This is a genomic window from Streptomyces sp. NPDC090442 (genome assembly GCF_044769405.1).
Lineage (GTDB): Bacteria > Actinomycetota > Actinomycetes > Streptomycetales > Streptomycetaceae > Streptomyces.
In genome coordinates this window covers 120,358-144,521 of record NZ_JBIVXW010000012.1, presented here as the reverse complement: position 1 = coordinate 144,521, position 24,164 = coordinate 120,358, and the positions used below count along the sequence as shown (strand labels likewise).

Below are 24,164 nucleotides of genomic sequence, written 5' to 3'. Positions count from 1 at the left end.
GTGTGCGCGGCCCCCGGACGGGTCCGGTGACCTCAGAGCAGGTGCTGCTGGACCTCGCCGGCGGCCTCGTGGCCGTACGCCTTGGTGAAGCGGTCCATGAAGTGGCTGCGGTGCAGCTCGTACTCCTGGGTGCCGACGGTCTCGATGACCAGGGTGGCGAGCATGCAGCCGATCTGGGCGGCGCGCTCCAGGCCGACGCCCCAGGCGAGGCCGGCGAGGAAGCCGGCGCGGAAGGCGTCGCCGACGCCGGTGGGGTCGGCCTTCTCCTTCTCCTCGGGGACGCCGACCACGATGTCCGGCTGGCCGACCCGCTCGATGCGGACGCCGTTGGAGCCGAGGGTGGTGACGCGGGTGCCGACCTTGGTGAGGATCTCCTCGGCGGTCCAGCCGGTCTTGGACTCGATCAGCCCGGCCTCGTACTCGTTGTTGAAGAGGTAGGTGGCGCCCTCCATGAGGGTGCGGATGTTCTCGCCGTCCATCCGCGCGATCTGCTGGGAGAAGTCGGCGGCGAACGGGATCCCGCGGGTGCGGCACTCCTCGGTGTGCCGGATCATCGCCTCCGGGTCGTCCGCGCCGATCAGCACGAGGTCCAGGCCGCCGACCCGCTCGGCGACGGTCTGCAGCTCGATCAGCCGGGCCTCGCTCATGGCACCGGTGTAGAAGGAGCCGATCTGGTTGTGGTCGGCGTCGGTGGTGCAGACGAAGCGGGCGGTGTGCAGGACCTCGGAGATGCGCACCGAGCGGGTGTCGACGCCGTGCCGGTCGAGCCAGGCGCGGTACTCCTCGAAGTCGTTGCCGGCGGCGCCGACCAGGATCGGCCGGATGCCGAGCTGGCCCATGCCGAAGCAGATGTTGGGCGCGACCCCGCCGCGGCGGACGTCGAGCTGGTCGACGAGGAAGGAGAGGGAGACCGTATGCAACTGGTCGGCGACCAACTGGTCGGCGAAGCGACCGGGGAAGGTCATCAGGTGGTCGGTGGCGATGGAGCCGGAGACTGCGATACGCACGGCGGGTCTGCTCCTGCGGAGGGCGTGGGGTTGGCGGACGGAGGGCAACGCTACCGGGCGGGACCGTCGGTGACTGCCGGTTCCCGGTCATCCGGACAGCAGGAAAACACCCCATAATAGGGCGATTCGGGGGCGCGGAGGGAAGGCGCCTTGCACCGGGCGGCCCGGCCCGTGAGGGCCGTCACAGGCACCGCGGGGCGAGCGGCGGCCGGCGCGCGGGGAACCGCATGCGCCCCCGTTCCGTCCCATCGGCGGCCACCCGCTGGGTGGCACGTCAGATGACCGGCGGAGCGTGAAGGAGCGAAGCGGTGAGTACCGAGGACACCCCCCAGAGCCAGGACACCCCGCAGGCCCCCCGTCCGGCCCGGCGCGGCCGGCGCACTCCCCTGGTCGTCGCGTCGGTCGCCGGCGCGGTGCTGGTGGCCGGGGGCGGCGCGTACTGGGCCTCGTCGGCGTCCGGCAGCGCGGGGGCGGGCGCGGCCAAGGGCGACCCGCCGCCGCTGGTGCTGGACTCCGCGTCGATCGCGGTCGGCGAGCCCGGGCCGCAGCACGACCGGTACCGGGTGACGGGGCAACTGCCAAACGGGCCACGGTCCGCGCCCGTCTACCGGCCCGCGGGCGACGTGGGCCAGCCGGCGGTGGAACGGCTGGCGAAGGCGTTGGATGTGTCCGGATCGGTGCGGTCGGACGGCGCCTGGTGGCAGGTCGGCGGGCCGGGCCCGGACGGGCGGGGCAGCACGCTGCGGGTCGCCAAGTCCGGCGCGGGGAGTTGGACGTTCAGCCGGTACGGCGGCGGGAGCGACACCAAGTGCCCGCTGACGGACGGGCGGTCGGGCTGTCCGTCGTACCGCGGGGGCACGGACGGCGGGGGCGGGGACGCCGGCGGCGGGCCGGTGTCCGAGGCGAAGGCGCGGGAGGCGGTCCGACCGGTGCTGGCCGCGGTCGGCCAGTCGGACGCCCGGCTGGACGCGGGCCAGACGTACTCCGCGGTGCGGGTGGTGACCGCGGACCCGGTGGTCGGCGGGCTGCCGACGTACGGCTGGCAGAGCCGGCTCCAGGTCGGCTCCGACGGGCAACTGGTGGGCGGCAGCGGCGAGTTGGCGAGCCCGGTCAAGGGCGCGGAGTACCCCGTCCGGGACGCCCGGACCACGCTGGGCACGCTCAACGGCGGCGGCCGGACGATGCGGCCGCTGGCCGACTGCCCGTCGGTGCCCACCTTCCAGCACAAGGACGCCAAGGCCGCGCAGGGCGGGATCGCGCCGTGCGAGCCGGCCCCGAACGGGAAGCAGCCGACCCCCGAGGTGACCGGTGCGGTCTTCGGGCTGGCCGCGCGGTTCTCGCAGGGCGGGGAGGTGTTGGTGCCGTCCTGGCTCTACACGGTGCGCACGCCGGGCGCCACGGGCGGACCGGCGAGCACCTCGACGGTGGCCGGGACCGCGGTGGACCCGAAGTACCTGCGCGGCAGCGAGCCGTCGTCGCCGCGACCGTCCACGCCCGGGGCGACGTCGATGGCGCTGTCCGGCTACGCGGTGGCCGACGGCGGCCGGACGCTGACCGTCCACTTCTGGGGCGGGGTGTGCAGCACGTACGAGGCGAGCGTGACCGAGTCGTCCGACGCCGTGCGGGTCTCGGTCACCGGCGAGGAGAAGCGGCCCGGGCAGATCTGCGTGAAGATCGCCAAGGACTTCACCAAGACCGTGACGCTGCACGCGCCGTTGGACGGCCGGAAGGTCGTGGACGGGACGTCCGGCAAGGCGGTCCCGCTGCGCTGAGCGCTCCCCCGCACCGAGCCCGCACATGACGGAGGCGGCGCCCCCATCGGGAGCGCCGCCTTCGCACGTCGTGGCCCGTGGGCCCGGCCCGCCTTAGCTGAAGGAGTCGCCGCAGGCGCAGGAGCCGGTGGCGTTCGGGTTGTCGATCGTGAAGCCCTGCTTCTCGATCGTGTCGACGAAGTCGATGGAGGCGCCGCCCAGGTAGGGGGCGCTCATCCGGTCGGTGACGACCTTGACGCCGTCGAAGTCCTTGACGACGTCGCCGTCGAGCGAACGCTCGTCGAAGAAGAGCTGGTAACGCAGGCCGGAGCAGCCGCCGGGCTGGACCGCCACCCGCAGCGCGAGATCTTCCCGGCCCTCCTGCTCCAGCAGGCTCTTGACCTTCGACGCGGCCGCGTCGGACAGGATGATGCCGTCGGTGACGGTGGTCTCGTCCTGAACGCTCATCTACATCTCTCCCGGGTTGTACGGACCGCTTGCCATCGGTTGCGAACCACTCCAACCGTCGGCGTCCCGGATTAATTCCGGCTGCGCGTGATCTGTCCTTCTCTTCTTCTCATGCTCGCACACCGACGGTGGGACGCCGGTGTGCCTTCCTGCACACGGACGCCCGCGGGGCCCGGCGGTTGATGCGTCACATCGACACTATGGCCATCGTCAAAGTGACGTGAAGCGGCTATGATAGATAGCGTCAAATAGACGAAAAGGCGGAGTCGCAGCGCATCCTGCCGTCCCCGCAGAGACCGTCCGCAAGGACTTTCCGCAGAGAAGAGAGGGTGCGTGTCGTGACCACCGCCCAGCCCCTGGACGTCCAGCCGACCCCGCTGGCGCTGCTCCTGCTCGGCCGCGAGGCCGACCCGAGGAGCGAGCGCGGCGTGGAGTGCCCCGGCGATCTGCCGGCCCCCTCCGACCCGGACCTGGTCGAGCGCGCCCGCGCCGCCAAGGCCAAGCTGGGCGAGCGGGTCTTCGTCCTCGGGCACCACTACCAGCGCGACGAGGTCATCGAGTTCGCGGACGTCACCGGCGACTCCTTCAAGCTGGCGCGGGACGCCGCGGCCCGGCCGGACGCCGAGTACATCGTCTTCTGCGGTGTGCACTTCATGGCCGAGTCGGCCGACATCCTCACCGGCGACGACCAGCAGGTGATCCTCCCCGACCTGGCGGCGGGCTGCTCGATGGCGGACATGGCCACCGCCGAGCAGGTCGCCGAGTGCTGGGACGTGCTGACGGGAGCCGGCATCGCCGAGGCGACGGTCCCGGTCTCGTACATGAACTCGTCCGCCGACATCAAGGCGTTCACGGGCAGGCACGGCGGCACCATCTGCACCTCGTCCAACGCCAAGCGGGCGCTGGAGTGGGCGTTCGGCGAGGGAGAGAAGGTGCTCTTCCTGCCCGACCAGCACCTGGGGCGCAACACCGCCGTGCGGGACCTGGGCATGTCCCTGGACGACTGCGTGGTCTACAACCCGCACAAGCCGAACGGCGGGCTGACCGCGGACGAGCTGCGCGGCGCGAAGATGATCCTGTGGCGCGGCCACTGCTCGGTACACGGCCGCTTCTCGCTGGAGTCGGTCGAGGACGTCCGCGCCCGGATACCCGGCGTCAACGTGCTGGTCCACCCGGAGTGCAAGCACGAGGTCGTGGCGGCGGCGGACCACGTCGGGTCGACGGAGCACATCATCAAGGCGCTGGAGGCGGCGCCGGCCGGCTCGAAGTGGGCGATCGGCACCGAGTTGAACCTCGTGCGCCGCCTGGCCAACCGCTTCGCGGCCGAGGACAAGGAGATCGTCTTCCTCGACAAGACGGTCTGCTTCTGCTCGACGATGAACCGCATCGACCTGCCGCACCTGGTGTGGGCGCTGGAGTCGCTGGCCGACGGCAAGGTCGTCAACCGCATCCGGGTCGACGCGGAGACCGAGCACTTCGCCAAGTTGGCGCTGGAGCGGATGCTGGCGCTGCCGTAGCGGCAACGGGAACGGCACGGGCGGGGCGGCCTCTCGACGGGGCCGCCCCGCCCGTTGTGCGCCGGCCGCTGGCCGGTGCGCTCGACCGCCGCCGGCGCGGGGACCGCGCCCCGGGCGCCGTCGGACACTCTCATGTCGCGGACATGACATCAGGGCGCAACCCTCACCCTGAGAGACCCCGTGACCAGCAGAAACAAGACTCCGCACCCCTTCCTCTTTTCCGGCCCGGCGCGGGAACCTCGGGACCAGGAGAACCAGGGGAACCATCGGGCCCGGCAAGGCCCAGGGGTCGAGGAGGCAGAAGGACCGTGAGCGGCACCGAGGACGACCGTGCGGCGCGCCAGGCGGAGAGCGCCGCTGGCGAGTGGTACGTGGACGACCGCTGCACCAACTGCGATGTGGCGCGGCAGCTCGCGCCGGGGCTGATCGAGGAGGTCGACGGCCGGTCCGAGGTGGTCCGGCAGCCGCACGGGGCGGAGGAGGAACGGCGGCTGCACGCCGTGGCGTTCGCCTGCCCGACGCGTTCGGTGCGGCGGCGGGGCGGGCGGGTGGCGGCCGAGTCGGACCCGTTCCCGCTGCGGCTGGACGACGCGGTCAGCTTCTGCGGGCACAACTCGCCGCACACCGCCGGCGCCAACGCCTACCTGCTGCGGCGGCCGGACGGGTCCCAACTGATGGTCGACACCCCGCGGTTCGCCGAGCCGTTGGCCGCGCGGTTCGAGGCGGCCGGGGCGGTGACCGACGTGCTGCTCACCCACCGGGACCACGCCGCGCACGGCCGCCGCTACGCCGACCGGTTCGGGGCCCGGCTGTGGATCCACGAGGGGGATCTGGACGCGGCGCCGGACGCGGACCGGGTGCTGCGCGGCACCGACCCGGTGAAGATCGTCGAGGGGGTGGCGGCCCATCCCCTGCCCGGGCACACGCTGGGCAGCGTGCTCTACGTCGCGGACGAGCGGTACTGCTTCAGCGGCGACAGCTTCTACTGGTCGCGGGCCACCGGGGACATCGAGGTGGCCGAGAGCGTCACCTGGTACTCCATCACGGAGTTGGCGGCGTCGCTGGCCCGGACCGTGGACCGGCTGCGCTTCTCCTGGCTGCTGCCCGGGCACGGGGACCGCAAGCGGCTGCCGGCGGCGGAGATGGGGCGGCGGATGCGGGAGTTGGCCGCCCGGACCGGGGAACTGCGGCCGCGGGCGGTGGACTTCACGGCGGTGCGGTGGTGACCGGCGGCCGGGCGGCCCCGTGACGCGAGGAGCCCCCGCGGCCGCTGGTGCGCGGCGGCGGGGGCTCCCCCTGTGGCCCTTTCCGTCAGGCCGTCCTTCTGGGGCATCCGGAGCGGACGGGCGTCACACCCCGGCCGGCTCCGGCGTCCGGTCGGCGTCCGCGGGGGCCGCGGGGCCGCCGTCCTGCCCGGCCCGCTTGGCCGCCTTCTTCTTCGCCCGGCGCTCCTTGCGGAGCTCGATGATCGCGTAGAGCGTCGGGACGAGGAGGAGGGTGAGCAGGGTGGAGGTGATCAGACCGCCGATCACGACCACGGCCAGCGGCTGGGAGATGAAGCCGCCGTCCCCGGTGATCGACAGCGCCATCGGCAGCAGCGCCATGATCGTGGCCAACGCGGTCATCAGGATCGGGCGGAGCCGGTGCCGGCCGCCCTCGATGACCGCCTCGACGACGCCGTAGCCCTTGGCCCGGTACTGGTTGATCAGGTCGATCAGCACGATGGCGTTGGTGACCACGATGCCGATCAGCATCAGCATGCCGATCATGGCCGGGACGCCCATCGGGGTGCCGGTGGCCACCAGCAGGCCGAGCGCGCCGGTCGCCGCGAACGGGATGGAGATCAGCAGGATCAGCGGCTGGACGATGGACCGGAAGGTGCCCACCAGCAGCAGGAAGACGATCGCGATGGCCGCCAGCATGGCCAGGCCCAGCTTGCCGAACGCGTCGGTCTGGTCCTGGGAGACGCCGCCGACGGTGGCGGTGGCGCCGGCCGGCAGCTTCAGCGACGTGATCTCGCTCTGCAGTTTGGCGGAGACCGCGCCGGTGTTGTCGCCGGTCGGCTTGGCGGTCACGGTCGCCGAGCGGGCGCCGTCGATCCGGGTCATCTGGACCGGCCCGGCCACCGTCTTGACGGTGGCCAGGTCGCCGAGGCGGGCCGTCCCGGACGGGGTCGGCAGCGGCAGGTCCTTCAACTGGGCCTCGGTGGTGGCCGGGTGGGCCGACCTGATCACCACGTCGCGCTCGGTGTCGTCGAGCACGGCCTTGCCGCTGGGGGTGCCGGAGACCGCCTGGGCGACGGCCGCGCCGAGCGTGGCCTGGGTGTAACCGGCCGCGGCGGCCTTGTCGTTGGGCGTCACGGAGATCCGCGGCACGCTCTGCGCCAGGTCGCTCTGGACGTCGGTGACGTGGTCCAGGCCGGCGACGGCCTTGCGGACCTGCTCGCTGGCCTGCTGCAGCACGCCGGCGTCGGCGGCCTTGACCACCACGCTGAGGTTCTGGTTGCCGAAGCCGCCGCCGCCCGCGGTGACGGAGGTGTCGCCGGCGGCCGGGCCCAGCTCGGCCAGCGCGGCGTGCAGGTCCTTGGTGACCTTGTCGGAGTCGGCGGAGTCCTTGAGCTTGACCTGGTAGCTGGCCTGGTTGGCGCTGGAGCCGCCGCCGAAGGCCGCCATCATCCCGGAGGAGCCGACGGTGACCTGGTAGTCCTGCACGTCCTTGTTGGCCGCGAGCACCTTCTCGACCCGCTTGGCCTGCGCGTCGGCCGCGCTCAGGCTGGTGCCGGGCTTGAGCTCCTGCTTGATGCTGAGGGTGTCCTGCTTGCCCTGGTCGAAGAAGGTGGTCTTCAGCAGCGGCGCCATGCCGAAGGTGCCGAGGAGGATCACCACGGCGATCAGCAGGCTGATGCCGCGGCGGCGGGTGGCGAAGCGCAACACCGGGACGTAGAGCCGCTGCAGGGCGCTGCGGGACTCCTTCTCCTCGGCCTTGCGGCGCAGTTCCTCGGGGTCGGTGCCGGCGGGTATCCGCGGGGCGCGCAGGAACCAGTACGACAGCACCGGCACCACGGTCAGCGAGACCAGCAGCGAGGAGAGCAGGGCGACGGTGACGGTGATGGAGAAGGAGCCGAAGAGGGCACCGACCATCCCGCCGACCACGCCGATCGGGAGGAAGACCGCGACCGTGGTCAGCGTCGAGGAGGTGATCGCGCCGGAGACCTCCTTGACGCCCTTGAGGATGGCCTCGCGGCGCTCCTCGCCGTAGCCCAGGTGCCGCTTGATGTTCTCCAGGACGACGATCGAGTCGTCCACGACCCGGCCGATGGCGATGGTCAGGCCGCCCAGGGTGAGCATGTTCAGCGACAGGTCACCGGTCCACAGCACGATCAGGGTGATGACCACGGACAGCGGGATGGAGACCGCGGTGACCAGCGTCGAGCGCAGGCTGAGCAGGAAGACCAGGATCACGATCACGGCCATGACCAGGCCGAGCAGTCCCTCGGTGGTCAGCGACTCGATGGACTTGGAGACCTGCGGCCCCTGGTCGGAGGCGATGGTGACGCGGGAGCCGGCGCCCAGGTCCTTGTGGATGGCGTCCAGCTTGCCCTTGACGGCGTCGGAGATGGCGACCGCGCTGCCGTCCTGGTTCATCGTCACGCTGACCGAGAGGCTGGGCTTGCCGTCGGTGCGGGTGAGGGAGGTCGGGGTGGCCGAGGTCTCCTTGACGGTGGCGACGTCGCCGAGCCGGACCGCCTTGCCGCCCTGGCCGCCGCCCATCCCGCCGGCCGCCGGGGTGACCATCAGGTCCCTGATCTGCCCGACCGAGGTGAAGCCGGCGCCGACCTGCACGGTCTTGCTGCTGCCGTCCTCGGAGAAGGCACCGGCCGGCACCGCCGTGCCGCCGGCCTGCAGCGCCTGGCCGAGCGCGGCGGAACTCAGGCCGGCCGCGGCCAACTTGGCGTCGTCCGGGGTGACCGCGACGATCCGGTCCTGCACCCCGCTGACGTTGACCTGGCCGACGCCGTCGATGTTCTTCAGGTCCGGGACGACGGTGCGGTTGAGCTGGTCGGCGAGGGTCTGCTGGTCCTTCGTCGTGGAGGAGACGGCGAGGACGACGGTGGGCAGGTCGTCCGTGCCGCCGGAGACCACCTGCGGGTCCACGTCCTTGGGCAGCTTCGCCCGGGCCCGGTTGACGGCCTGCTGGACGTCGGCGACCAGGGTCTTGGAGTCGTTGCCGTAGTCGAACTCCGCCATCACGACGCCCGAGCCCTCGCTCGACGTCGAGGTGACGCTCTTGATGCCGTTGACGGCCTGGAGGCCGTTCTCCAGTGGCTCGACGACCTGCTTCTCGACGACGTCGGGCGAGGCGCCCTGGTACGGGGCGACCACCGAGACCATCGGCAGGTCGATGGAGGGCAGGAGCTGCTGCTTGAGCTGCGGGATCGCGATGGCGCCGAAGGCGATCGCGACGATCGACATCAGCGCTATCAGGCCCCGTTGTACGAGGCTGATTCGGGACAGCCAGGACATGGGTGCGGGTCTCTCTTCTGTTCAGAAAAGCGGGTATCGGGGGCGGGGAACGCCGGCGGGAGCCGTGTTCGGGCCCGGCGGAGGGCCGAGACCGGCCCACCTACACCCTCCGCCACGGCCGGACCGGTTTTCCTCGCTCGCAGGTCGGTTTCCGGCCGCCCCCCGTACCGCGTCCGTAGTACGGGCCCCTCCACCCGCCCTGCACCCCTGGGCGTACGGGCGCCCGCTCCCGCTCAGTGCGCCCGCGGGCGGACCAGCCCCGACTCGTAGGCGATGACGACGAGTTGGGCCCGGTCGCGGGCGCCCAGCTTGGCCATCGCGCGGTTGACGTGCGTCTTGACGGTGAGCGGGCTGACGTCGAGCTGCTCGGCGATCTCGTCGTTGGAGAGCCCGCCGGCGACCAGCACCAGCACCTCGCGCTCCCGGCCGGTGAGCGTGGCCAGCCGCTCGGTCTTCGGGCCGCCGGCCCCGTCGCCGCCGGTCCCCTCGCCCTGCGCGAGGAACTTGGCGATCAGGCCCTTGGTCGCGGCCGGCGACAGCAGCGCCTCCCCGCCGGCCGCGATCCGGATCGCGTGCAGCAGCTCGTCCGGCTCGGCGCCCTTGCCCAGGAAGCCGCTGGCGCCGGCCCGCAGCGACGCCACCACGTAGTCGTCGACCTCGAAGGTGGTCAGGATGACCACCTTCACGCCGGCCAGCTCCGGGTCCTGGCCGATCATGCGGGTGGCGGCCAGGCCGTCGGTGCCCGGCATCCGGATGTCCATCAGGACCACGTCCGGGCGCTCGGCACGGGCCAGTTCGTACGCCTGCGCCCCGTCGGACGCCTCGCCCACCACCCGCATGTCCGGCTCGGAGTCCACCAGGATCCGGAACGCGCTGCGCAACAGCGTCTGGTCGTCGGCCAACAGCACCTTGATGGTCATCCCGCCGCCCTCGCCCTCATGTCGTCCCCGCGGTACGCGCGCCGCCCAACGGCAGCGTGACCCGCACCTGGAAGCCGCCGGCCGCGCGGGGCCCGGTGACGAGCGTGCCGCCCAGCGCCTGCACCCGCTCGCGCATCCCGATCAGACCATGGCCGCCGCCGGGCTCGGTCACGGCCCCCTCCTCGGAGTCCTCCGACCCACCCGCCGCGGCGCCGCGGCCGTCGTCGAGGACGGTCACGGTCAGCGCGCCGTCGGTGTGCACGATCCGCACCGTGGCGCGGGCGCCGTCGCCGGCGTGCTTGCGGACGTTGGTGAGCGCCTCCTGGACGATCCGGTAGGCGGTCAGGTCCACCGAGGCGGGCAGCGCCGGCCCGGCCCCGGGCGGCAGCTCCAGGGCGACCGGCAGGCCGGCCCGGACGAAACCCTCGACGAGCTGGTCCAGGACGCCGAGGCCGGGCGCCGGTTCGGTGGGCGCCGTCGGGTCGTCGGACTGCCGCAACAGGCCGACCGTGGCGCGCAGTTCGTCCAGCGCCGACCGGGACGCCTCCCGGACGTGCGCCAGCGCCTGCTTGGCCTGGTCGGGCCGGTTGTCCATGACGTGCGAGGCGACCCCGGCCTGGACGTTGACCAGGGCGATGTGGTGGGCGACCACGTCGTGCAGCTCCCGGGCGATGCGCAGCCGCTCCTCGGCGACCCGGCGACGGGCCTCCTCCTCGCGGGTGCGCTCGGCGCGTTCGGCGCGCTCGCGGATGGCGTCGACGTAGGCCCGGCGGCTGCGGACCGCGTCGCCGGCGGCCGCGGCCATCCCGGTCCAGGCGAAGATCGCGAGGTTCTCCTGGGCGTACCAGGCGCGGTGGCCGAAGAGCATCGCCGCGGCCGTCAGCACGACGCAGGTCAGGGCGCCGATCCGCCAGGTGGTGGGGCGGTCGGTGCGGGAGGCGACGGTGAACAGGGCGATCACCGCGGCGCCGGCGACCGGGGCGCGCGGGTCGTTGGACTGGGCGACCAGTTCGACGATGGTCAGCGCGCCGGTCACGGCCAGCACCGTGCGGGGCAGCCGACGGCGCAGCACCAGCGCGCCGCAGGCCAGGACGGCCAACACCACGGTGGTGGCGGTGAGTTCGCGGGCGCCGAACCGGGGCAGGTGGGCGCCGTGCGGGCCGTGCGGCCCGGCCACCGCGCCGCACAGGATCGCCACGAACGCCACCGCGGCCACGACGGCGTCGAAGGTGAGCGGATGCGTCAGGTTCCACTGGCGGAGCCGGGCGACCCGGGTCGCGTCCGGGACGGCGTCGCGGCGCACGGGGCAGGGGCTCGGGGCGGTCACATCAGGAAACGGTAGCGCCCCGGTCCCACGCGGGGGCCGGGGCGCTGCCATAGTGCGCTGGGTGTGCGGTGTGCCGGCTGGTCAGCCGGGGATCAGGCCGTCGTCGCTGAGCATCTCCCGGACCTCGGCCAGGCTGGCGTCCGGGCCGGGGAGGATCAGTTCGGAGGGTTCCAGGGCGTCGTCCGGCAGCGGGGAGCCCAGGCGACGGACCGACTCCAGCAGGGCCCCGAGGGTGCGCCGGAATCCGGCTTCGTCACCGCTCTCCATCTCGGCGAGCAGTTCGTCGTCCAGCTTGTTGAGCTCGATGAAGTGGGCGTCGTCCAGCTTCACCTGCCCCTCCCCCATGATCCGTACGATCACGACGGCCTCCCTTGGTTCCGGTCGGGCGGGGTCGCGGCGGCGCCGGACCGCCTCCCTGAGCGGGGCGGCCCGCCGCCGTCGGTCACTGCTTGTCGAGACGCGGGTGCTGCTGCTGCGGGGCCTGCTGGGCGGCACCGCCCTGGCCGCCCTCGATGGCCTGCTGCTGGGCGGACGGCCCGGCCAGCTCGGCCTTCATCCGCTGCAGCTCCAGCTCGACGTCGCTGCCGCCGGAGAGCCGGTCCAGCTCGGCGGTGATGTCGTCCTTGGCCATGCCGGACGGGTCGTCCAGCGCGCCGGAGGCCATCAGCTCGTCGATGGCGCCGGCCCGGGCCTGGAGCTGCGCGGTCCGGTCCTCGGCGCGCTGGATCGCCAGGCCGACGTCGCCCATCTCCTCGGAGATGCCGGAGAACGCCTCGCCGATCCGGGTCTGCGCCTGGGCGGCCGTGTACGTGGCCTTGATCGTCTCCTTCTTCGTGCGGAAGGCGTCGACCTTGGCCTGGAGCCGCTGCGCGGCGAGCGTGAGCTTCTCCTCCTCACCCTGGAGCGTCTGGTGCTGCGTCTCCAGGTCGGTGACCTGCTGCTGCAGCGCGCTGCGCCGGGTCAGCGCCTCGCGGGCCAGGTCCTCGCGGCCGAGCGCCAGCGCCTTGCGGCCCTGGTCCTCCAGCTTGGCGGACTGGCCCTGGAGCTGGTTGAGCTGCAGCTCCAGGCGCTTGCGGGAGGTCGCCACGTCGGCGACGCCGCGGCGTACCTTCTGCAGCAGTTCGAGCTGCTTCTGGTACGAGTAGTCGAGGGTCTCGCGCGGGTCTTCAGCCCGGTCAAGGGCCTTGTTGGCCTTCGCGCGGAAGATCATCCCCATCCGCTTCATGACACCATCGCTCATGGGCCTCGCGCGCCCCCTTCTGACCCGACTTTCATCGGGCTTAGGCTCCAGCACATCTACAGACCCCACAGTACGGGCCCTGCTTCCATTACCGCACTGTTCGGGCCCGGATGCGCTCCTCCTCCAGGACGATCAGGACGCCCGGCTTCTCCAGCCCAGGGAGTAGGGCGGCCCCGAGGCGCCGCCGCACTGCCCGGTCTGTCCGCATGTGCCCGCCGCGCGCGGCGGCCGCCGCCCGGTGTCGAGGGCGCCTCCCCGCAGTGGCTGAGACAGAGCGTTCCCGGTCGGCCCCTGGCTCATTCGCGGCGAGCACGTACTCTTGGGTGTTGTGTTCCGAAGCCGTTCGAAGGATGAGCAGGCCGCGGCCTCCAAGGTGACCGCGTCCGAGCCCAAGCAGCCCCGCGATCCGCAGGCCCCCAAGGGCCGCCCGACGCCCAAGCGCAGCGACTCCCAGTCGCAGCGCCGCACCCGCGCGCAGACACCGACCAACCGCAAGGACGCCGCCAAGGCGCAGCGGGAGGCCCGCCGCGTCGACATGGCCCGCCAGCGCGAGGCGCTGGCCAACGGCGACGAGCGCTATCTGCCGGTGCGCGACAAGGGACCGGTGCGCCGTTTCGCCCGCGACTACGTCGACTCCCGGTGGTGCGTGGCGGAGTTCTTCCTGCCCGTGGCCGTGATCATCCTGGTGCTGACGATGATCCGGGTGCCGCAGATCCAGTCGCTGGCGCTGCTGCTGTGGCTGGTGATCATCGTGCTGATCGTCGTGGACTCGGCGGTGATCTGGTTCAAGTTGGGCAAGCGGCTCGAAGAGCGCTTCCCCAAGGAGAACGCCAAGGGCGCCCGCGCCTACGCGGTGATGCGCACGCTCCAGATGCGCCGGCTGCGGCTGCCCAAGCCGCAGGTCAAGCGCGGCCAGCGGCCCTGACCTTCTAGGCAGGACCCTCTAGGCAGCGGACACGGGGGCCGGCGCGCGCCGGCCCCCACTTCCGCTCACTCCTCGTCAGCGTGCAGGCTCATCGGCCCCGGGTAGATCTCGCTGCCGTCCTCGAAGAGCCGGACCTGATCGACGCCGCCGTCGAGGAGGTTGCGCCACTGCTCCCCGATCCAGGACTCGGCGTCCCCCTGGGTCGTGAATTCCTCCGGTTCCACGGTGGGCACCGCCTCCGAACCGTCCGTCTTCTCGAACCGCCACGTCCACGCCATGTGCGCCTCCTGGAGTCCCACCGGGTCCGCCGATCCCCGGCGCGGGCCGGACACCCCGCCCCACGCCGTGCCTGGTGATCGTGGATCCCCACTTGATCGGAAGCCTAACGGCCCTGTCGAGAGGCACTCCGTACTCCGCGGCCGCCCAACGGCGGTGTCCGGTGGGCGCCCCGCGCGCTCGCGCCGTCCGAACACGAGAGACTTACGCGCGTGGACCTGACTCTCCTCGGCACCGGGGCCCCGCAGGGGCTGCCGCGCCCCGACTGCCCGTGCGCCGCCTGTGCGACCGCCGTCGGCGACGAGGCCCGGGCGGCGACCGCCCTGCTCGTCGACGGCGCGCTGCTGCTCGACCTGACGCCGGGACCGGCGTTCGCGGCCGCCCGGGCGGGCCGGTCGCTGGGCGGGGTGCGTCAGGTGCTGCTCTCGCATCCGCACGACGGGCCGGCGCTGGAGGTGCCGGCGGGGCTGCCGCAGCCGGGCCGGGTCGCCGACGGGCGGGCGTTGGCGCTGCTAAGCGGGCACCGGGTGCGGGCGGTCGCGGTGGACGTCCCCGGCACCGGGTACGAGGTCACCGGCGGCGACGGCGAGCGGCTGCTGTACCTGCCGCCGGGCGCGGCCCCGGCCGGGCTGGGCGAGGCCAACGGCACCGCGGGCGGCCCGACTTCGGCGGCGGGCGGCCCAGGGCCGTACGACCTGGTGCTGCTGGACGTGCTGGCGCGGCCGGAGGCGTTGGCCCGGCTGCGGGCGAGCGGCGCGGTGGACGCGGCGACCGACGTGGTCGCGGTGCACCTCGACCACGCGGTGCCGCCCGGGCCCGAACTCCACCGCCGGCTGGCCGCGTTGGGCGCCCGCGCGGTGCCGGACGGCACGTCCCTGGTGGTCGGCGAGTACCACGCGGTGCCCGATCTGCCGCGCCGGACGCTGGTGTTGGGCGGGGCGCGCAGCGGGAAGTCGGTGGAGGCCGAGCGGCGGCTGCTGGCGTTCCCCGAGGTGGTGTACGTGGCCACCGGCGGCACGCGGCAGGGCGACGAGGACTGGGCGCAGCGGGTGGCGCTGCACCGCGAGCGGCGCCCGACGGGCTGGCGGACCGCCGAGACCTGCGATCTGGTGCCGCTGCTGGCCGCACCCGGGACCGCGCCGCCGCTGCTGATCGACTGCCTGGCGCTGTGGCTGACGCACGCCATGGACGAGGTCGGGGCGTGGGACGACGCGGCCTGGGAGGCGGGCGGCCGACGGGCGCTGCGGGAGCGCTGCGAGGCGCTAGTGGCGGCCGTGCGGGCGGCCCGGCGGCGGGTGGTGGCGGTGAGCAACGAGGTCGGTTCGGGCGTCGTCCCGGCGACCCCGGCGGGGCGCCGCTTCCGGGACGAACTGGGCCGGCTGAACGCGGCGTTCGGCGCCGAGTGCGAGCAGGTGCTGCTGGTGGTCGCGGGCCAGGCGCTTGCGCTGCGCGGCTGACGGCGGCCCGGCGCGGCCCGTGTCCGCTTGCCCTGGGGCGCGCCGACCGGTCCGCTGGAGCCGTGACCGAACCTTTCCGGTATGACGGACCTGCCCCTCTCGTCGGCGCCGTCGGGCCGTCCTCGCCTCCGCCCGCCCCCTGCTCCCCCACCGGCCCGTCCGCCGTGGCCGCCCCGGGCCGTGCCCCCGCCCGCCCCGGTGAGCTGAGCGCCACCGCCGAGGCGGCCGTCCGCGGCTATCTGCGGCACCGTCCGGACGCCACCGTGGTCGCGCTCGGCGAGGGGCTCGGCACCGGCTTCGGGCGGCTCGACAACGGGCGGCTGACCTGGCTGTCGGTGCTGCCGACGGCGGACGCCGCGGCCCGTCGGATGGTGCTGCCGGACGGACCACGGCGGCGCACCGTCGCCCGTACCGGGCCCGGCGCGGACTGGCCCGCCCTGGTGGGCCCGGTGGAGCGCGGGGTCGTCGTGGCGGTGTCGGGGGCGCCCGCGGGCACGCTCCGGGAGTTGCTGGGGGTGTGCGCGGCGCACTTCCCGGGCGGGGCGTTGGTGGTGGACGCGCTGCCCTGGTGGGCCGCGGCGCTGGCGCTGCCGGCCCGGCTCCACCCGGGCGTCGCCGCGGTGCGCACCCGGCCGCTGGCCGCGGACGGCCGGTCCGGTCCGCGGCCGGTGGTCTGCGCGGTGCGGTTCGCGGCGCGGGCCGCCCGGTGACGGACCGTCGGCGGAGCGCGGCGCGCGCCGGCGGCGGCCGCGGCGCCGTTCCTGCCGCGCGCCGCGCCGGCGCGCCGATGCCGGTAATCTGCGCCCAATGAGCGCCCTGAACCTCGATGACTTCGCCCACCTGATCGAGCGCCCCGACGGCGATGTGCGCCGGACCGCCGAGGAACGGCGGGCCCGGACGGCCGTGCCGCCCGGTGCCTTTGGCCGGTTGGACGAGCTCGGCGGGTGGCTGGCCGCCGTCCAACAGCGGGTGCCGGTCCGGCCGATCGAGCAGCCGCGGGTGCTGCTGTTCGCCGGCGACCACGGCATCGCGCAGCTCGGCGTCTCGGCCCGGCCGGCGGGCGGCACCAAGGACCTGGTGCGGGCCGTCCTGGACGGGGCGAGCCCGGTCGCGGTGCTGGCGCGCAGCGCCGGGGTGCCGGTGCGCGTGGTGGACATGGCGGTGGACTGCGACCCGGAGGAGCTGCCGGCGGAGGTCACCCGGCACCGCGTCCGGCGCGGCTCGGGGCGGATCGACGTCGAGGACGCGCTGACCGCCGACGAGGCGGAGGCCGCGTTCCGGGCCGGCATGGCGCTCGCCGACGAGGAGGCGGACGCGGGCACCGACCTGGTCGTCCTGGGCGACCTGAGCGTGGGCGGCACCACCGCCGCGGGCACCCTGATCGCCGCGCTGTGCGGCACGGACGCCTCGGTCGTCACCGGGCGGGGCGGCCACCCGATCGACGACCTGGCCTGGATGCGCAAGTGCGCGGCGATCCGGGACGCGCTGCGGCGGGCCCGGCCGGTCCTGGGCGACCAGTTGGAGCTGCTGGCGACCGTCGGCGGCGCGGACCTGACCGCGCTCACCGGCTTCCTGCTCCAGAGCGCGGTGCGCCGCACCCCGGTGATCCTGGACGGCGTGGTCTCCGCGGCGGGCGCGCTGGTGGCGCAGCGGGTCGCGTTCCGGGCGCCGGACTGGTGGGTGGCCGGCCAGGCGAGCGGCGAGCCGGCGCAGGCCAAGGCGCTGGACCGGATCGCGCTCAACCCTCTGCTCGATCACGGCGTCACAGCGGGCGAGGGGACCGGGGCGCTGCTCGCCTTCCCGCTGGTGCGGGCGGCGGCGGCCCTGGCGGCGGAGCTTCCGGTACGCGACTGATCCGCCGGTGCGCCCGCGCGCCGCCCGGCCGCGACCGCACCGACCGGTCCGGCGACGGCTCCCCGTAAGATCGCGTTTTGCACGTTTTTATCGGGAGACATCGCTTTGAGTCCGGAGGAAGAGCGCCCCCATGGCCGGTGGGCGCGACGCGGCGCGGCATTCGGCATCTGGTACCTGCGCGCCGTCACGTTGATCAATGTCCTCGGGGCGGTGTGGGTGTCGTTCGGCAACGACATCCGGCGGCACAACGCCGCGGACTTCTTCACGCCGTACCTGCTCACCGCCGGCTTCGCCTCGGGCGCCTTCTCGCTGTTCCTGGCGGTGACGCTGCGCCGGCGGAAGCGGGCGGCGTGGATCTTGAACCTGGTGCTGTCCGGGGCGTTCCTGCTGCTGGTGACCGTGGTGATGGCGCTCTCCCCGGAGTTCCGGGCGCACCCGCAGAACTGGGCGTCGCTGGCGCTGACGCTGCTGTTCACCGCGGCGCTGGTCGCCGGCCGCAAGGAGTTCTACGCCAAGGGCGACCGGGCCAACCCCAAGCTGGCGGCGCTGACCGCGGCCGGCGGCCTGCTGGTCACCTCGGTACTGGCGGCCCTCCTGGTGACGGCCACCAACCAGGCGTCCGGCGCCTCGACGTTCGTCGAGCGCTGGCGGTACGGCCTGCTGCGGCTGGTGTCGCTGGCCGCCGACGACCGCGCCTTCCCCGGGATCGCCACCCCGAACTGGGTCAACGGCACCATCAACGTGCTGAGCGCGGCGCTGCTGGTGGCCGTGTTGTGGGCGGCGTTCCGGTCCGTGCGCAGCACCGACCCGATCACCGCCGACGACGAGGAGCGGCTGCGCGGGCTGCTGGCCCGGCACGGCGACCGGGACTCGCTGGGCTACTTCGCGCTGCGCCGGGACAAGAGCGCGGTGTTCTCCCCCAGCGGGAAAGCGGCGGTGACGTACCGGGTGGTCGGCGGGGTGTCGCTGGCGTCGGCCGATCCGCTGGGTGATCCGGAGGCGTGGCCGGGGGCGATCGAGCGCTGGCTGGCCGAGGCCCGGGAGCACGGCTGGGCGCCCGCGGTGATGGGCGCGAGCGAGGAGGGCGGCACGATCTACGCCCGACACGGGCTGGACGCGCTGGAGTTGGGCGACGAGGCGATCGTGGAGACCGCCGAGTTCACGCTCGCCGGCCGGGCCATGCGCACCGTGCGGCAGGCGTACCACCGCATCCAGCGGGCCGGCTACACGGTCCGCATCCGGCGGCACGAGGACATCCCCGCCGACGAGATGGCGCGCCTGGTGCGCCTGGCCGACGACTGGCGCGACGGGGACACCGAGCGGGGCTTCTCGATGGCGCTGGGGCGGCTGGGCGACCCGGCGGACGGCCGCTGCGTGATGCTCGAATGCCGGGACGCGGACGGGGAGTTGCGGGCGCTGCTGAGCTTCGTGCCGTGGGGCGCGAAGGGGCTGTCGCTGGACCTGATGCGGCGGGACCGGGAGTCCGACAACGGGCTCATGGAGTTCATGGTGCTGGAGCTGATCCAGCGGGCAAACGAGGTGGGGATCACCCAGCTCTCGCTGAACTTCGCGATGTTCCGCTCGGTCTTCGAACGGGGGTCGCGGCTCGGCGCGGGTCCGGTGCTGCGCCTGTGGCGGTCGCTGCTCGGCTTCTTCTCCCGCTGGTGGCAGATCGAGTCGCTCTACCGCGCCAACGCCAAGTACCGGCCGGTCTGGGAGCCCCGGTACATGCTCTTCGAGAAGAGCACCGACGTGCTGCGGATCGGTATCGCCGCGGCCCGCGCCGAGGGTTTCCTCGAAGCGCCAGGTCTGCCGAAGTGGCTGAACCGCAAGCATTTGGAGAACGTGAGATGAATCGGGCCCGGGCGGTGCGGCGGGGGGTTGCCGCGCTGCGCCGCACCGCGCGCGCCGAATGGGGACCGCTCCTCGCGAAGGTGTGGTCGACGCTGGCGGTGCGAAGACTCCGGGCGATCCCGCTGACCTTGGGCGCGGTCTTCCTGACGCTGGCCTTCCACGTCGTCCAGAACCAGTCCTGGGGCCTGCGCACGGTGCAGAACATCGGCTCGGTGCAGGCGTACGAGCACCTGTGGCTGGCGCTGCTGCGCACTCCGCTGTCGCTGTTCGTCCCGGCGTTGGACCTGCCGGTGTGGGGCGCGCTGGCACAGGTCCTGGTGGTCTTCGGGATCGCCGAGATCTGCCTGGGACGCTGGCAGACGCTGCTGATCGCCTACGCGGCCACGCTCGCCGGGACGACCTACGCCCGGCTCGGCCTGTGGATCGGCCCGGACAGTCCGATCGGGCTCCCGGACGCCGACAAGTTCGTGGTCGACACCGGCCCGTCGGCGGCGGTGGTCGGCCTGGCGGTGGTCGTCTGCTGGCGCTACCGGGCCCGCCTCACCTGCGTCGGGGTGGTCGTCGCGATGCTCGTCGAGGTGGCGCTCATCAAGAACAACCTGGCCGGCAAGGAGCATGTCGCCGCGGTGGCCGTGGCGTTGGCGATCTGCCTGGCCTGGGACTGGTGGCGGCCGCGCAAGCCGTGCGACGTGCAGTTCTCGGGCGGCGGGTGAACGGCCCGGCACGGCCGGCGCTCGCGCCGTCCGCCCCGGGTACCCTGCCGCGGTGACCGACACCGCTCCCCCGCCCCCCGCCGCCTCCCCCGTCGACGCGCTGCGCTTCGCGTTCGGCACGCTGACCGTGCTGCCGGTGCGGGTGACCCGCTGGGACCGGGCCGCGGCGCGCGGCGGGATGCTGTGCGCGCCGGTGGCCGGGCTGGTCGTCGGCCTGGGCGCGGCGGCACTGGGCGGGTTGGTGCTGCTGCTCGGCGGCGGGCCGCTGTTGGCCGCGGTCGGCAGCGCGGTGGTGCCCGCGGTGCTCACCCGGGGCCTGCATCTGGACGGGCTCGCGGACACCGCCGACGGGCTGGGCAGCGGCAAGCCCGCCGAGGAGGCGCTGCGCATCATGAAGCGGTCCGACATCGGGCCGTTCGGCGTCATCACCCTGCTGTTCGCCCTGCTCGCCCAGGTGGCCGCGCTGTCCGGGCTGTACGCGGCGGGGTGGGCGGCCGGCGCGGCCGGCGCGGTGGTGGCGGCGGTCGTCGCCCGCGCGGCGCTGACCCTGGCCTCCCGGGCGGGGGTGCCGGCGGCCCGCCCGGAGGGGCTGGGCGCGGCGGTCGCCGGGGCCGTGCCGGTGCCGTTCGCCGCGGGGTGCGCGGCGCTGGTGGCGCTCGGCTGCGCGGCGCTCGGCGCGGGCGTCGGCGCCCCGTCCGGCGCGCTGCACGCGGGACTTGCCGCGCTGGCGGGACTGGCCGCCGGGGAACTGCTGCTGCGGCACTGCCGGCGCCGGTTCGGCGGGGTGACCGGCGATGTCTTCGGCGCCCTGGCGGAGACCGCCGGCCTGACCGCCCTGGTCCTCCTCACCCTCGACTGAACCGCACGCACCCTCAACTCCCCTTTTTCCAGGGTGACTTGGCCGCATCGCCGCACCGACGGCCGGCCACCCCTCAGGTCCCGGTGCCGTAACCGGCCCTGCCCGACGGGCCGGCCGAGCGTAGGCTCGGCCGCAGCAGCGCACATGCGCACATACGGAAACCCCTGACGGAACAGGACCTTCATCACCGTGACTGCACTGACCCTCAGTTCTTCTTCCGCCGCAACGGTGCGTGCGGATGTCGTCGTCGTCGGCGTGGCCAAGGGCGCCAAGGGCGTCGTGGTGGCCCCCGGCGCCGAGGCCGTGGACAAGGCGTTCGGCGGCAAGTTGGCCGCCGTGCTGGAGACCCTCGGCGCGAGTGGTGCCGAGGGCGAGGTGACCAAGCTCCCGGCGGCCGACGGCATCAAGGCGCCGGTCGTGCTGGCGGTCGGCCTGGGCGAGGCCCCGGCCAAGGGCGAGGACCACGACCACGAGGCGCTGCGGCGCGCGGCGGGCAGCGCGGCCCGGGCGCTGACCGGCACCAAGAAGGCCGCCTTCGCGCTGCCGACGGCGGACGCCGGCGCGGCCGCCGCGGTGGGCGAGGGCGCCCTGCTCGGCGCGTACACCTTCACCGCGTTCCGCGGCGACAACGGCGCCGGCAAGGGCGCCAAGGGCAAGAAGAGCGACGCCAAGTCGGCGCCGCTGGCCGAGGTCACGGTCCTCGGCGGCAAGCCGCGGGACAAGGAGTTCAAGGCCGCCGCGGAGCGCGCCCAGGTGGTGGCCGCGGAGATGAACCGCGCCCGCGACCTGATCAACATGCCCTCCAACGCCCTGGACCCCAAGGAGTTCGCGGCCCAGGCCCAGGCCGCCGCCAAGGAGTTCGGCCTCACCGTCGAGGTGCTGGACGAGAAGGCGCTCAAGAAGGGCGGCTACGGCGGCCTGATGGGCGTCGGCCAGGGCTCGGAGGCGCCGCCGCGGCTGGTGCGGATCGCGCACACGCACGCCGCCGCCGAGAAGACGCTGGCGCTGGTCGGCAAGGGCATCACCTACGACTCGGGCGGCATCTCGCTCAAGCCGGCCGGCCACAACGAGACGATGAAGTGCGACATGAGCGGCGCCGCGGCGGTCTTCGCCACGGTGGTGGCCGCCGCCAGGCTGGACCTCCCGGTGAACGTCACCGGCTGGCTGGCGCTCGCCGAGAACATGCCGTCCGGCAACGCCACCCGCCCCGGCGACGTCCTGACGATGTACAGCGGCAAGACCGTCGAGGTGCTCAACACCGACGCCGAGGGCCGGCTGGTCCTGGCCGACGCGCTGACCCGGGCCTCCGAGGAGGCGCCGGACGCGATCGTGGACGTGGCGACGCTGACCGGGGCGATGGTGCTGGCGCTGGGCCACCGCCACTTCGGGATCATGGCCAACGACGACGCCTTCCGCACCGCGCTCCACGAGATCGCCGAGGAGGTCGGCGAGGACTCCTGGCCGATGCCGATGCCCGGCCACCTCCGCAAGGGGATGGACTCCCCGGTGGCCGACCTCGCCAACATGGGCGACCGGATGGGCGGCGGCCTGGTCGCCGGCCTCTTCCTGAAGGAGTTCGTCGGCGAGGGCATCGCCTGGGCCCACCTGGACATCGCCGGACCGGCCTTCCACGAGGGCGCGCCCTGGGGCTACACCCCCAAGGGCGGCACCGGCTCCGCGGTCCGCACCCTGCTGCGGCTGGCCGAGCACACCGCCGAGGGCGACCTCGGCTGACCGGGCTCCCCGGTCCACCGCACCAGTACGGCCCCGGGTCCGCCGCGCCCGGGGCCGTCGGTACGCTGGCGGCGAAGCGTGTTCGCCCTGAACGAAATCCGCACGTGAGTACGTACGAGTAACCCCGATGAAGCGGCCGATCCGCCGCCCGGAGCCCGGCCCCGCGTCCCGCCTTCGTTGAACAAGTGCGAAGATGGGTTCTCGGCAGGACAGGGCCCCCCTTACCCAGGGCCGAAGTTAAAGCGGCCGAACAACAGCCGCGATCCGGTCGTCGTGGACCGGCTCCGGCGCACCCATGCATGGAGGACGTGACGTGGCGAACGACGCCAGCACCGTTTTCGACCTAGTGATCCTCGGAGGCGGTAGCGGTGGTTACGCCGCTGCCCTGCGCGGGGCGCAGCTTGGTCTCGACGTCGCCCTGATCGAGAAGAACAAGCTGGGCGGCACCTGCCTGCACAACGGCTGCATCCCCACGAAGGCTCTGCTGCACGCCGGTGAGATCGCCGACCAGGCCCGCGAGGCCGACCAGTTCGGTGTCAAGACCTCCTTCGAGGGCATCGACATCGAGGGCGTCCACAAGTACAAGGACGAGGTCATCTCGGGCCTGTACAAGGGTCTCCAGGGTCTCGTCGCCTCCCGCAAGGTGACCTACATCGAGGGCGAGGGCCGGCTGTCCTCCCCGACCTCGGTCGCGGTCAACGGCCAGCAGGTCCAGGGCCGTCACGTCCTGCTCGCGACCGGCTCCGTGCCCAAGTCGCTGCCGGGCCTGGAGATCGACGGCAACCGCATCATCTCCTCGGACCACGCGCTCACGCTGGACCGCGTCCCGAAGTCGGCCATCATCCTGGGCGGCGGCGTGATCGGCGTCGAGTTCGCCTCGGCGTGGAAGTCCTTCGGCACCGACGTCACCGTCATCGAGGGCCTCAAGCACCTCGTCCCGGTCGAGGACGAGAACAGCTCCAAGCTGCTGGAGCGGGCCTTCCGCAAGCGGGGCATCAAGTTCAACCTCGGCACCTTCTTCGACAAGGCCGAGTACACCGCCGACGGCGTCAAGGTCACCCTCGCCGACGGCAAGACCTTCGAGGCCGAGGTGCTGCTGGTCGCCATCGGCCGCGGCCCGGTCTCCGCCGGTCTCGGCTACGAGGAGCAGGGCGTCGCGATGGACCGCGGCTACGTCCTCGTCGACGAGTACATGCAGACCAACGTGCCGACCGTCTCGGCCGTCGGTGACCTCGTCCCGACCCTCCAGCTCGCACACGTCGGCTTCGCCGAGGGCATGCTGGTGGCGGAGCGACTGGCCGGCCAGAAGGTCGTCCCGATCGACTACGACGGCGTCCCGCGCGTCACGTACTGCCACCCCGAGGTCGCGTCGGTGGGCATCACCGAGGCCAAGGCCAAGGAGCTGTACGGCGCGGACAAGGTCGTTGCGCTGAAGTACAACCTGGCGGGCAACGGCAAGAGCAAGATCCTCAAGACCGCGGGCGAGATCAAGCTCGTCCAGGTCAAGGACGGTGCCGTGGTCGGCGTCCACATGGTCGGTGACCGTATGGGCGAGCAGGTCGGCGAGGCCCAGCTTGTCTACAACTGGGAAGCCCTGCCGGCCGAGGTTGCGCAGCTCATCCACGCGCACCCGACGCAGAACGAGGCGCTCGGCGAGGCCCACCTGGCCCTGGCCGGCAAGCCCCTCCACTCCCACGACTGACCCCAGTCCCGGGCGCGACCACATCCGTACTTGCGAT

20 protein-coding genes are annotated in these 24,164 nt (G+C 73.4%); 12 read left to right on the top strand and 8 right to left on the bottom strand.

Features of this window, described 5'->3' with window-relative positions:
• Nucleotides 1-32 precede the first annotated feature (32 nt).
• Entirely contained in the window at nucleotides 33-1,007 is a 975-nt protein-coding gene (locus tag ACIQU6_RS11785; RefSeq protein WP_403481458.1) for a carbohydrate kinase family protein, read from the bottom strand.
• A 308-nt stretch (nucleotides 1,008-1,315) separates the two neighbouring features.
• Here ACIQU6_RS11785 and ACIQU6_RS11780 point away from each other — a divergent pair, with 308 nt between their 5' ends.
• Complete coding sequence (locus ACIQU6_RS11780) at nucleotides 1,316-2,779, top strand: hypothetical protein (protein ID WP_403481457.1); 1,464 nt, start codon at nucleotides 1,316-1,318, stop codon at nucleotides 2,777-2,779.
• Nucleotides 2,780-2,872: 93 nt separating this feature from the next.
• Here ACIQU6_RS11780 and erpA read toward each other — a convergent pair whose 3' ends face one another.
• Nucleotides 2,873-3,226, bottom strand: a complete 354-nt coding sequence (erpA, locus tag ACIQU6_RS11775; RefSeq protein WP_274916087.1) for an iron-sulfur cluster insertion protein ErpA — start codon at nucleotides 3,224-3,226, stop codon at nucleotides 2,873-2,875.
• A gap of 329 nt (nucleotides 3,227-3,555) precedes the next feature.
• Here erpA and nadA point away from each other — a divergent pair, with 329 nt between their 5' ends.
• Both nadA and ACIQU6_RS11765 read left to right on the top strand, forming a co-directional pair.
• Complete coding sequence (gene nadA, locus ACIQU6_RS11770) at nucleotides 3,556-4,743, top strand: quinolinate synthase NadA (protein WP_403481456.1); 1,188 nt, start codon at nucleotides 3,556-3,558, stop codon at nucleotides 4,741-4,743.
• A gap of 308 nt (nucleotides 4,744-5,051) precedes the next feature.
• Nucleotides 5,052-5,969: a 4Fe-4S domain-containing protein gene (locus tag ACIQU6_RS11765; RefSeq protein ID WP_403481455.1), complete on the top strand. Its 918-nt coding sequence runs from the start codon at nucleotides 5,052-5,054 to the stop codon at nucleotides 5,967-5,969.
• Between the two features lie 123 nt (nucleotides 5,970-6,092).
• Here the strand turns inward: ACIQU6_RS11765 and ACIQU6_RS11760 are convergent, their stop codons facing one another.
• The 5 genes from ACIQU6_RS11760 to ACIQU6_RS11740 form a co-directional block, all read right to left on the bottom strand.
• On the bottom strand, nucleotides 6,093-9,266 hold the full coding sequence (locus tag ACIQU6_RS11760) for an efflux RND transporter permease subunit (RefSeq protein WP_403481454.1): 3,174 nt from the start codon (nucleotides 9,264-9,266) through the stop codon (nucleotides 6,093-6,095).
• 233 nt (nucleotides 9,267-9,499) lie between these two features.
• Nucleotides 9,500-10,186: a response regulator gene (locus ACIQU6_RS11755; protein ID WP_403481453.1), complete on the bottom strand. Its 687-nt coding sequence runs from the start codon at nucleotides 10,184-10,186 to the stop codon at nucleotides 9,500-9,502.
• 16 nt (nucleotides 10,187-10,202) lie between these two features.
• Entirely contained in the window at nucleotides 10,203-11,513 is a 1,311-nt protein-coding gene (locus tag ACIQU6_RS11750) for a sensor histidine kinase (RefSeq protein WP_403481452.1), read from the bottom strand.
• An 81-nt stretch (nucleotides 11,514-11,594) separates the two neighbouring features.
• The gene (locus ACIQU6_RS11745; RefSeq protein WP_403481451.1) at nucleotides 11,595-11,873 is read right to left on the bottom strand and encodes a hypothetical protein; all 279 of its coding nucleotides are present in this window, start codon (nucleotides 11,871-11,873) and stop codon (nucleotides 11,595-11,597) included.
• Between the two features lie 82 nt (nucleotides 11,874-11,955).
• A complete protein-coding gene (locus ACIQU6_RS11740) occupies nucleotides 11,956-12,738 on the bottom strand; it encodes a PspA/IM30 family protein (RefSeq protein WP_274919269.1) in 783 nt (260 codons plus the stop codon).
• 343 nt (nucleotides 12,739-13,081) lie between these two features.
• On the opposite strand from ACIQU6_RS11740, the gene ACIQU6_RS11735 reads away from it, so the two are divergent.
• Entirely contained in the window at nucleotides 13,082-13,678 is a 597-nt protein-coding gene (locus ACIQU6_RS11735) for a DUF3043 domain-containing protein (RefSeq protein ID WP_403481450.1), read from the top strand.
• Nucleotides 13,679-13,743: 65 nt separating this feature from the next.
• Here ACIQU6_RS11735 and ACIQU6_RS11730 read toward each other — a convergent pair whose 3' ends face one another.
• On the bottom strand, nucleotides 13,744-13,956 hold the full coding sequence (locus tag ACIQU6_RS11730) for a hypothetical protein (RefSeq protein WP_274916079.1): 213 nt from the start codon (nucleotides 13,954-13,956) through the stop codon (nucleotides 13,744-13,746).
• 210 nt (nucleotides 13,957-14,166) lie between these two features.
• On the opposite strand from ACIQU6_RS11730, the gene ACIQU6_RS11725 reads away from it, so the two are divergent.
• From ACIQU6_RS11725 to lpdA, 8 genes are all read left to right on the top strand, one after another.
• The gene (locus ACIQU6_RS11725) at nucleotides 14,167-15,411 is read left to right on the top strand and encodes a bifunctional adenosylcobinamide kinase/adenosylcobinamide-phosphate guanylyltransferase (protein ID WP_403481449.1); all 1,245 of its coding nucleotides are present in this window, start codon (nucleotides 14,167-14,169) and stop codon (nucleotides 15,409-15,411) included.
• 62 nt (nucleotides 15,412-15,473) lie between these two features.
• Entirely contained in the window at nucleotides 15,474-16,121 is a 648-nt protein-coding gene (locus tag ACIQU6_RS11720) for a class I SAM-dependent methyltransferase (RefSeq protein WP_403481448.1), read from the top strand.
• A gap of 97 nt (nucleotides 16,122-16,218) precedes the next feature.
• Nucleotides 16,219-17,265 carry a nicotinate-nucleotide--dimethylbenzimidazole phosphoribosyltransferase gene (gene cobT / locus ACIQU6_RS11715; RefSeq protein WP_403481447.1) on the top strand — a complete coding sequence of 349 codons (1,047 nt, stop codon included), beginning with the start codon at nucleotides 16,219-16,221 and terminating at the stop codon, nucleotides 17,263-17,265.
• Nucleotides 17,266-17,370: 105 nt separating this feature from the next.
• Entirely contained in the window at nucleotides 17,371-19,119 is a 1,749-nt protein-coding gene (locus ACIQU6_RS11710; protein WP_403481446.1) for a phosphatidylglycerol lysyltransferase domain-containing protein, read from the top strand.
• Nucleotides 19,116-19,832 carry a hypothetical protein gene (locus ACIQU6_RS11705; RefSeq protein WP_403481445.1) on the top strand — a complete coding sequence of 239 codons (717 nt, stop codon included), beginning with the start codon at nucleotides 19,116-19,118 and terminating at the stop codon, nucleotides 19,830-19,832. Before ACIQU6_RS11710 ends, ACIQU6_RS11705 begins: the two co-directional genes overlap by 4 nt.
• Before the next feature lie 52 nt (nucleotides 19,833-19,884).
• Nucleotides 19,885-20,691, top strand: coding sequence for an adenosylcobinamide-GDP ribazoletransferase (locus ACIQU6_RS11700; RefSeq protein WP_403481444.1), 807 nt, complete (start codon nucleotides 19,885-19,887; stop codon nucleotides 20,689-20,691).
• Nucleotides 20,692-20,880: 189 nt separating this feature from the next.
• Complete coding sequence (locus ACIQU6_RS11695; protein WP_403481443.1) at nucleotides 20,881-22,425, top strand: leucyl aminopeptidase; 1,545 nt, start codon at nucleotides 20,881-20,883, stop codon at nucleotides 22,423-22,425.
• Between the two features lie 313 nt (nucleotides 22,426-22,738).
• The gene (lpdA, locus tag ACIQU6_RS11690) at nucleotides 22,739-24,127 is read left to right on the top strand and encodes a dihydrolipoyl dehydrogenase (protein ID WP_403481442.1); all 1,389 of its coding nucleotides are present in this window, start codon (nucleotides 22,739-22,741) and stop codon (nucleotides 24,125-24,127) included.
• Nucleotides 24,128-24,164: the final 37 nt, after the last annotated feature.